Below are 9,230 nucleotides of genomic sequence, written 5' to 3'. Positions count from 1 at the left end.
GGGCTGCGAAGCAGCCCCGGGGATATTGCATAAGGTCGAGATCCTGGGGCTGCTTCGCAGCCCTTCGCGACACAAGGCCGCTCCTACAAGTGACCGGGTGCCTTTACTGGATCTGCTCAGGCGTCACGATCACCCAGTTCTTGTCTGCCGTCACCGCCAGCCCTTCCTTGGCCTGCGCCGCCGCATTACGGGTAATCATCCCGTTCAACTGGTCCATGTACTTGGCCTTGCGGTTTATCCACAGGTGCACGCCGCCCTTGCCCACATCCACCCCGTGAAACTGCATGTAGCCATCACTGGTCGGGGTGTCGCCACCCACCAGCACGGGTTTCTTCCACTCATCGATGTACGTGAGAATTGCCGCCTGCTTGCCAGCCATCCAGGTGGCGGGGGTCCACAGGTACGGGGTCAGTTCGAGGTTTTCGTTGGCCTTGGCATCGTAGTGGCCGGCGCTGATCTGCTTGCGTGCGGTAGTCAGCTGACCGTTGGCGCGGTCCTTGAGCAACAGGCTGACGCCGATGACGTTCTGCGGTTTGACCTTGTAGCCGTACTTGGGGTCTGAGGCGACCATGCGCACCAGCTCTTCAGAGGCAGCCGAGATCACGTACACCTCGATGCCGTTTTCCATCAGCTTGTTGTAAAGCTCGGCCTGGCCGGTGAAGACCTTCGGCGGCTGCACCTCGATGGCCTTGACCTGGTCACCCTCAAAATAAGTGGCCGGCACCGGCTTGGTCGAGGCCATCAATTCATCGACCTGCACCTTCAATTCTTTGAGGGTATAGCCCGAGAACACCTGGGCAACCCAGGGGTAGCAGACCATATCGTCGATTTCGCACAGCCGGTTGTAGTAGCTGTACAGGCTTTCCTTGTGCCCCGCGCTGTCCTTGAACGGGATCAGTTTGAGCGAAGGGTCGAGCTTGTCGCGGGTCAACAGCCCCTTGTTCTCCATGAACGGCAGCAACGCCTCTTCAAGGTCGTAGCGATAGCTGGTGTTGTCCATGTCGAACACCGCGTAGTTGCCCTTGTTGGCGTTGGCGGCAATCATCGCATCGAGCTGCCTGGCAGCCTCGGGTGGCCAATGTTTCAGCTCGGTCGCCGCCCAACTGCTGGCGCTGAGCAACAGCGCAAGGCCGCCGGCAATCAGTTTTGGAGCAGACTTCATATGCGGGTCTCCCAGTAACGTGGCCGTTCAACCCTAGACCGGCTTGCCGAAAAACGCACCTTTACCACCGACCCTGGGGCGCCTCTAAACGCCATGTTGATTGCCAAAAACGACAAGGCGTTATTCCATAACCGCCCATACACATTACCTTTCGGTATAAATTCGTTTGTTTTCAGACTGTTAGCATTTACGTTCGCAATCGCTCACAGAGGCGATGCCTCTTTTTGCATTTTTCGGAGCTGCAATGAACCTGCCCCTGTCTCTCAACCTCCTGGCCTTCCTGGCGCTGCTGCTGGGCCTGTCGCAAACCCGCCACACTGACTGGAGCCTGGCCAGGAAGGTGCTGCTGGGCCTGGTACTGGGCGTCTGCTTCGGCCTGGTGCTGCACACGATCTACGGCGCCGGCAACCCGGTGCTCAAGGCCACCATCGGTTGGCTCGACTTGGTCGGCAACGGCTATGTGGGCCTGTTGCAGATGATCGTCATGCCGCTGATCTTCGCCTCGATCCTCAGCGCCGTGGCCCGCCTGCACAACGCTTCAAGCCTTGGCCGCATCAGCGTGCTGAGCATCGGTACGCTGTTGCTGACCACCGCCATCGCCGCGCTGATCGGCGTGCTGCTGACCAACCTGTTTGGCCTGAGCGCCGAAGGGCTGGTGGCCGGTGTACAGGAAAGCGCCCGCCTGCAGGCCATCAACAGCGATTACGCCGGCAAGGTCGCCGACCTCAACATCCCGCAACTGCTGCTGTCGTTCATCCCCAGCAACCCGGTGGGCGACCTGGCGCGGGCCAAACCCACCTCGATCATCAGCGTGGTGATCTTTGCGGTGTTCCTGGGCCTGGCGGCGCTGCAACTGATCAAGGACGACAAGGACAAGGGCCAACGCGCACTGTCGGCCATTGACGTGCTGCAAGCCTGGGTAATGCGCCTGGTGCGCCTGGTGATGAAACTCACCCCCTACGGCGTACTGGCGTTGATGACCAAGGTGGTGGCCAGCTCCAACCTTGAGGACATCCTCAAACTGGGCAGCTTCGTGGTGGTGTCGTACATCGGCCTGGGCCTGATGTTCGTGGTGCACGGGGTAGTCCTGGCGCTGACCGGCGTCAGCCCGCTGCGTTTTCTGCGCAAGGTGTGGCCGGTGCTGACCTTCGCCTTTACCAGCCGCTCCAGCGCTGCCAGCATCCCGCTGAACATCGAGGCGCAGACCCAGCGCCTGGGTGTGCCGCAGTCAATCGCAAGCTTCAGCGCCTCGTTTGGCGCCACCATCGGCCAGAACGGCTGCGCCGGCCTGTACCCGGCAATGCTGGCGGTGATGGTCGCCCCGGCGGTGGGCATCGATACCTTCGACCCACTGTGGATTGCCACCTTGGTGGCCATCGTCACCCTGAGTTCGGCCGGAGTGGCCGGCGTCGGCGGCGGCGCTACCTTCGCGGCGCTGATCGTGCTGCCGGCCATGGGCCTGCCGGTGGAGCTGGTGGCGCTGCTGATTTCGGTCGAGCCGCTGATCGACATGGGCCGCACGGCGCTTAACGTGAACGGCTCGATGACTGCCGGTGTGGTGACCAGCCAGTTGCTCAAGCAGACCGACCGGCAGGTGCTGGCGAGCGATGAGCAGGGTCAGCTGAGCCATAGCTGACCCGCTGTGCCGAGGGGCGTGCCTGCGCCCCTTAGCGCTTGTTCCAAACTTCGAAGTGATAGCCAGGCTTGCCTTCCTCGGCCTGCGCTTCACTCGACGCCAATTGCCAATGCGCCTCGTCAAACGCCGGGAACCAGGCATCACCTTCGGGCTCAAGTTCCACGCGGGTCAGGTACATCCGGCTCACCAGCCCCTTCTCCAGCGCCTGCGTGTACAACTGCGCACCGCCAATCAGCATCAGCTCGGCAACACCCTGCGCACGTGCCCATTGCTCGGCACGCACCAGCGCCTGCTCAAGCGACGCAAATACCTCTGCGCCATCGAGCTGCAACCCCGGTTGACGGCTGACCACGATATTCAGCCGCCCCGGCAGCGGCCGGCCGAGCGAATCCCAGGTCTTGCGGCCCATGATGATCGGCTTGCCGAGGGTGGTGGCCTTGAAGTACTTGAAGTCCCCCGGCAGGTGCCAGGGCATGGAGTTGTCGATGCCGATCACACGGTTCTGCGCGAGGGCGGCGATCAGGCTGAGGGGGAGTGAGGTCGTCATGCCGGCGAGGATAGCATCGGGCACGTGGGTTATGCTTGCCCCCTGACCTGTGCATTGGAAGAGCTTGTGACGCCACAGTCCCCACTCGACAAGCGCTGGCTCACCGAAGCGGTGCGCCTGCGCGAAGAACACGCCGGGCCCCTGGACGACCAGGAGGCCAACCGCCGCGCCCGGCAACAAGGCGGCGACCTGGCCGCCCGCATTGAAACCCGTGCCCTGTGGCTGGCCGAACGTGACGGCATGAGCACCGCGCTGCGCCACTGGAAGCAGGGCGCGCGCCTGGCGCTGTTGGCGCTGATGCTTGCCGCCGTGCTCAGCGGCGCCGGCCTGGGCCTGGCGGCACTGGGCGATGGCCTGCGCCCGGTGAACGTGTTCTGGGCGCTGGGCAGCCTGCTCGGGCTCAACGTGTTGCTGCTGGGCGGCTGGGCGCTGGGTTTCTGCTTTGCCGGCGAGCACGGGGCAACGCTTGGCCGGCTATGGCTGTGGCTTAGCGAGCGCCTGGCCCGCGACGCCAAGGCCGCGCAACTGGCCCCGGCGCTGCTGGTGCTGTTGCAGCGCCAGCGCCTGAACCGCTGGCTGCTCGGGCTGCTGGTGCATGGCCTGTGGCTGCTGGTCATGCTCAGCGCACTGGCGATGCTGCTGGCGCTGCTGGCTGCGCGGCGCTACGGGTTTGTCTGGGAAACCACGCTGCTGGCGGCCGAGCCGTTCATCAGCCTCACCCAGGCGCTCGGGGCCCTGCCTGCGCTGCTGGGTTTTGCCATCCCCGACGAGGCGCTGATTCGCGCCAGCGGCGCTACCCAGCCTGCTGTGGATGCAGCGCGCCAAGCCTGGGCCAGCTGGCTGCTGGGCGTGGTGCTGGTGTACGGCTTGCTGCCTCGCTTGCTGCTGGCCGCACTGTGCCTGTGGCGCTGGCGCCAGGGCCGCGAGCGCCTGGCTCTGGACCTCAACCTGCCCGGCTACGCGCAATTGCGCGACGCCCTGATGCCCAGCAGCGAACGCATCGGGGTACAGGATGCAGCCCCCGAACACCTGCCGCACTTCGAGGCCGGCCAGCTCGATAGCGCCAGCACCGGCGCCTTGCTGGTCGGGCTCGAGCTGGATGACCAGCGCCCATGGCCACCCGCCCTGGCCGCGGGCATTAGCAATGCCGGGGTGCTGGACAGCCGCGAGTCGCGCAACAAGCTGCTCGAACAACTAAGCCGCTTCCCCCCAGCGCGCCTGGCCATCGCCTGCGACCCGCGCCGCTCGCCGGATCGCGGCACCCTGGCATTGCTCGCGGAACTGGCGCGCAACGCCGCCAGCACGCGCATCTGGCTGTTGCCGCCGCAACCGGGTGAAACGCTGGACGCCGCTCGCCTGGGCGATTGGCACGAAGCCCTGGAACGCCTCGGCCTGCTCTACGCCGACACCTCGCCCCTGACCTGGCTGGAGCATGGCCATGACTGAGCCGCTGAAACTGGCCGTCGTCGGCCACACCAACGTCGGCAAGACCTCGCTGCTGCGCACGCTGACCCGCGATGTCGGCTTTGGCGAAGTCTCGCACCGCCCCAGTACCACCCGCCATGTCGAAGGCGCACGCCTGTCGGTGGAGGGCGAAGCGCTGTTGGAGCTGTACGACACACCGGGGCTGGAGGACGCCATCGCCCTGCTCGACTACCTCGAACGCCTGGACCGCCCCGGCGAACGCCTGGATGGCCCGGCGCGGCTTGAACGCTTTCTGCAAGGCAGCGAAGCCCGCCAGCGTTTCGAACAGGAGGCCAAGGTGTTGCGCCAGTTGCTGGCCAGCCATGCCGGCTTGTATGTCATCGACGCCCGTGAGCCGGTGCTTGCCAAGTACCGCGACGAGCTGGAAGTGCTGGCCAGTTGCGGCAAGCCCTTGCTGCCGGTGCTCAACTTCGTCGCCAGCCAGCAGCACCGCGAGCCCGAGTGGCGCGAGGCCTTGGCCCGCCTTGGCCTGCATGCGCTGGTGCGCTTCGATAGCGTGGCACCGCCTGAGGACGGCGAGCGGCGCCTGTACGAAAGCCTGGCCTTGATGCTCGAAGACGCCCGCCCCGCCTTGCAACGGCTGATCGACGACCAGCAGGCGCAGCGCCTGGCACGCCAGCAAAGCGGCAAGCGGCTGATCGCCGAACTGCTGCTGGACTGCGCGGCCTGCCGGCGCAGCGTGACCGCAGAGCCTGCCGCCGAAGCCCTCGCCATCGAGGCCCTGCGCCAGGACGTGCGCCAGCGTGAACAACGCTGCGTCGAGGCGCTGCTCAAGCTGTATGCGTTCCGCCGCGAAGATGCCGATGCAGGCGACCTGCCGCTGCTGGACGGGCGTTGGGGCGATGACCTGTTCAACCCGGAAACCCTCAAGCTGCTGGGCGTGCGCCTGGGCAGCGGGGTGGCGGCGGGTGCGGCGGCGGGCGCGGGGGTGGACCTGCTGGTGGGCGGCCTGACGCTAGGCGCTGCGGCGCTGGCGGGTGCGATTGCCGGAGGGGCACTGCAGACCGCACGCAACTATGGCTCGCGCCTGCTGGGCAAGTTCAAGGGCCAGCGCGAGCTGACCGTCGACGATACCGTGCTACGGCTGCTGGCACTGCGTCAGCAGCAGTTGATGGTGGCGCTGGAAAGCCGTGGGCATGCTGCGCAGGGCAGCATCAGGCTCAATGCTGGGGATGAAAAAACCTGGCGCGAGGGCAAGCTGCCCGAGGCACTGGGCAAGGCCCGGGCGCACCCGCAGTGGTCGACATTGAACCCCGGCGCCAAGCTGAACCAGGCGCAACGCCAGGAGCAACTGGAGGCGCTGGTGCTGCAGTTATGATTCGGCAGGCCCGACTGCATTCGTCACGCAGTCGGTGTAGGAGCGGCCTTGTGTCGCGAAAGGGCAGCGTAGCGGCCCGGAGATCGTGGCTTCATGCACAATTGCCGGGGCTGCTACGCAGCCCTTTCGCGGCACAAGGCCGCTCCTACAAGGCTGACATCGGCCCTACATAAGGAGATTCACTTGCGCAACAGGCGCAACCCATTGAACACCACCAGCAAACTGACGCCCATATCGGCGAACACGGCCATCCACAAGGTGGCCATGCCGGCAAAGGTCATCGCCAGGAAGACCGCCTTCACCCCCAGCGCCAGCACGATGTTCTGCAACAGAATCGCCGCGCTCTGACGCGACAGGCGGATAAACGCCGGGATCTTGCGTAGATCGTCGTCCATCAACGCAACATCCGCCGTTTCGATAGCCGTGTCAGTCCCGGCCGCTGCCATGGCAAAGCCGATCTCGGCCCGCGCCAGGGCCGGGGCATCGTTGATACCGTCACCCACCATGCCAACGCGGTGGCCTTCGGCGTAAAGCGCTTCGATGCTGTGCAGCTTGTCAGCCGGCAGCAGGTTGCCCTCGGCACGGTCGATGCCCACCTGCGCAGCAATAGCGTGGGCCGTGTGCGGGTTGTCGCCGGTCAGCATCACTGTCTTGATGCCCAGCGCATGCAGTTCGGCAATGGCCTGGCGGCTGCTGTCCTTGACCGTGTCCGCTACGGCGAACAGCGCCAGCGGGCCGCTGCGGTCGAGCAGCAACACCACCGTCTTGCCCTGGCGCTCCAACACATCCAGTTGCGCCTCAAGCTCAGGCGAGCACAGCCCCAGTTCTTCGACCAGGCGATGGTTGCCCAAATGGTAGGTCACGCCGCCGATATCCCCGCGCACGCCCCGCCCGGCCAGTGCAGCAAAGCCACTGACCTCGGCCATGGCCAGGCCTTCAGCCTTGGCAAACTGGGCAATGGCGCCTGAGACCGGGTGGTCCGAGCGCGCCGCAAGGCTTGCCGCAAGCGCCTGGGCGCGGCCTTCGAACCTGGGGTCGAGTACCTGGCTGTCGGTTTGCACCGGCTTGCCGTGGGTGATGGTGCCGGTCTTGTCCAGGGCCAGGAAGTCCAGCTTGCGGCCACCTTCCAGGTAAACCCCGCCCTTGATCAAGATGCCCTTGCGCGCGGCAGCAGCCAGGCCGCTGACAATGGTCACCGGGGTCGAAATCACCAGTGCGCACGGACAGGCGACCACCAGCAGCACCAACGCGCGGTAAACCCAGTCGAACCAGGCGCCGGCCATGAACAATGGCGGAATCAACGCCACGGCCAGGGCCACGGCGAACACGGCCGGGGTGTAGATGCGCGAGAACTGATCAACGAAACGCTGGGTCGGGGCGCGGGCGCCTTGGGCTTCTTCCACGGCCTTGATGATCCGGGCCAGGGTGGACTGGCCGGCAGCGGCGCCGACGCGGTATTCAAGCGCCCCGGCCTGGTTGATGGTGCCGGCGAACAGCTTGTCGCCAGCCGCCTTCTCCACCGGCAGGCTTTCACCGGTGATCGGCGCCTGATCGACGCTGGATTGGCCGTTTACTACCTCGCCATCCAGCCCGATGCGCTCGCCCGGGCGCACCCGCACCAAGTCGCCAATGGCCACATCACGTACCTCGACCTCCAGCCACTGGCCGTCGGCCTGCTGCACGGTGGCCATGTCCGGCGTCAACTGCATCAGGCCGCCGATAGCGTTACGCGCACGGTCCAGCGAGCGCGCCTCGATCAGCTCGGCAAGGGTGAACAACACCATGACCATGGCCGCTTCTGGCCACTGCCCAATCAACACCGCACCGGTCACAGCGATGCTCATCAGCGCATTGATATTGAGGTTGCGGTTTTTCAGGGCGATCCAGCCCTTTTTGTAGGTGCCCAGGCCACAACCCAGAATGGCCGCCAAGGCAAATACGGCGACCAGCCACTCGGGGGCCATGCCGGAAAAGTGCAGCACTTCGGCGCCAATGGCGGCGACACCCGACAGCGCCAACGGCCATACGCTCTTTTTCACCACGGGCGCTGCGCCGTCGCCGTCGCCCTCGCCCGTCAGCGGCTCGGCTTTCATACCCAGGCTGTCGATGGCCCGCTCGATGTCGCCGGTGCCGTCCAGGGTGTGGCGCACGCCAAGCACGCGGTTGATCAGGTTGAATTCCAGCTGTTCTACGCCCGCCAGCTTGCCCAGTTTGTCCTGGATCAGCGTCTGTTCGGTGGGGCAGTCCATGGCCTGGATACGGAAGCGGCTAAGCCGCGCGCTGGCGCTGGCCGTCTCGCTCAGTTGCACCAAGGCAGGCGCAGCAGCGCCACCGCAGCAACTGTGGGCGTGGGCGTGGGCGTGGCCGTGGCTTTCGCCACCGTGGTCGTGGGCATGTTCGTGACTGATGGGCTGGTTCATCGGGGCGTCCTTGATTTGAGCCTGTTGCCAAGTGAACACCCTGTAGCCACTATAGGGTCAAGCCCTCAGTTGGAGATGTGCCGTGAAGATCGGAGAACTGGCCAAAGCCACCGACTGCGCCGTGGAGACCATTCGCTACTACGAGCGCGAGCAACTGCTGCCGGAACCTGCGCGCAGCGACGGCAACTACCGGCTGTACACCCAGGCCCATGTCGAACGGCTGACGTTCATCCGCAATTGCCGCACGCTGGACATGACCCTTGAAGAAATCCGCAGCCTGCTGCGCCTGCGTGACACCCCGGACGGCTCATGCGGCAGCGTCAACGCGCTGATCGACGAACACATCGAGCATGTGCAGGCGCGTATCGACGGGCTGATGGCGTTGCAGGCGCAACTGGTGGACTTGCGCCGCCAGTGCACGGCGCAAGGGGCCGAGTGCGCGATCCTGCAGCAGTTGGAGACCAATGGCGCGGTAACGCTGCCGGACGTCGAGCATTCCCATGTGGGGCGCAGCCATGGGCATTGACGCCTGAAAACATCGCGGGGCAAGCCTGTTCTTGCCAGACCTATCCCCTTGTGGTGTGTTTCCTTGTGGCGAGCGGGCTTGTCCCGCGTTGGGCTGCGCAGCAGCCCTGAAAACCCAAGGGGCTGCTGCGCAGCCC

The 9,230-nt window shown here is 65.3% G+C and carries 7 protein-coding genes; 4 read left to right on the top strand and 3 right to left on the bottom strand.

Going from position 1 to position 9,230, the window contains the following annotated elements; genetic code table 11:
* Nucleotides 1-103: 103 nt before the first annotated feature.
* Entirely contained in the window at nucleotides 104-1,162 is a 1,059-nt protein-coding gene (locus tag HU720_RS23305) for a haloacid dehalogenase-like hydrolase (RefSeq protein ID WP_186523394.1), read from the bottom strand.
* A 244-nt stretch (nucleotides 1,163-1,406) separates the two neighbouring features.
* Here HU720_RS23305 and HU720_RS23300 point away from each other — a divergent pair, with 244 nt between their 5' ends.
* On the top strand, nucleotides 1,407-2,798 hold the full coding sequence (locus HU720_RS23300) for an L-cystine transporter (RefSeq protein WP_186523393.1): 1,392 nt from the start codon (nucleotides 1,407-1,409) through the stop codon (nucleotides 2,796-2,798).
* A gap of 31 nt (nucleotides 2,799-2,829) precedes the next feature.
* Here HU720_RS23300 and HU720_RS23295 read toward each other — a convergent pair whose 3' ends face one another.
* Nucleotides 2,830-3,345, bottom strand: coding sequence for a dihydrofolate reductase (locus HU720_RS23295; RefSeq protein WP_186523397.1), 516 nt, complete (start codon nucleotides 3,343-3,345; stop codon nucleotides 2,830-2,832).
* Between the two features lie 54 nt (nucleotides 3,346-3,399).
* On the opposite strand from HU720_RS23295, the gene HU720_RS23290 reads away from it, so the two are divergent.
* Together HU720_RS23290 and HU720_RS23285 are read left to right on the top strand one after the other, a co-directional pair.
* Entirely contained in the window at nucleotides 3,400-4,791 is a 1,392-nt protein-coding gene (locus HU720_RS23290; protein ID WP_186523395.1) for a DUF2868 domain-containing protein, read from the top strand.
* Complete coding sequence (locus HU720_RS23285; RefSeq protein WP_186523392.1) at nucleotides 4,784-6,148, top strand: GTPase/DUF3482 domain-containing protein; 1,365 nt, start codon at nucleotides 4,784-4,786, stop codon at nucleotides 6,146-6,148. The genes HU720_RS23290 and HU720_RS23285 overlap by 8 nt, the downstream gene beginning before the upstream one ends.
* 179 nt (nucleotides 6,149-6,327) lie before the next feature.
* On the opposite strand, the gene HU720_RS23280 is transcribed toward HU720_RS23285, so the two are convergent.
* Nucleotides 6,328-8,568, bottom strand: a complete 2,241-nt coding sequence (locus HU720_RS23280) for a heavy metal translocating P-type ATPase (protein ID WP_186523391.1) — start codon at nucleotides 8,566-8,568, stop codon at nucleotides 6,328-6,330.
* An 82-nt stretch (nucleotides 8,569-8,650) separates the two neighbouring features.
* Here HU720_RS23280 and cadR point away from each other — a divergent pair, with 82 nt between their 5' ends.
* Nucleotides 8,651-9,094 carry a Cd(II)/Pb(II)-responsive transcriptional regulator gene (cadR, locus tag HU720_RS23275; RefSeq protein ID WP_186523390.1) on the top strand — a complete coding sequence of 148 codons (444 nt, stop codon included), beginning with the start codon at nucleotides 8,651-8,653 and terminating at the stop codon, nucleotides 9,092-9,094.
* The last annotated feature ends 136 nt before the right edge of the window (nucleotides 9,095-9,230 follow it).

The sequence above is a fragment of the Pseudomonas sp. SWRI51 genome (assembly GCF_014268825.1).
GTDB lineage: Bacteria > Pseudomonadota > Gammaproteobacteria > Pseudomonadales > Pseudomonadaceae > Aquipseudomonas > Aquipseudomonas farsensis.
Note: the sequence above shows the minus strand (reverse complement) of the source record. Positions and strands in the feature narration are given on the sequence as shown.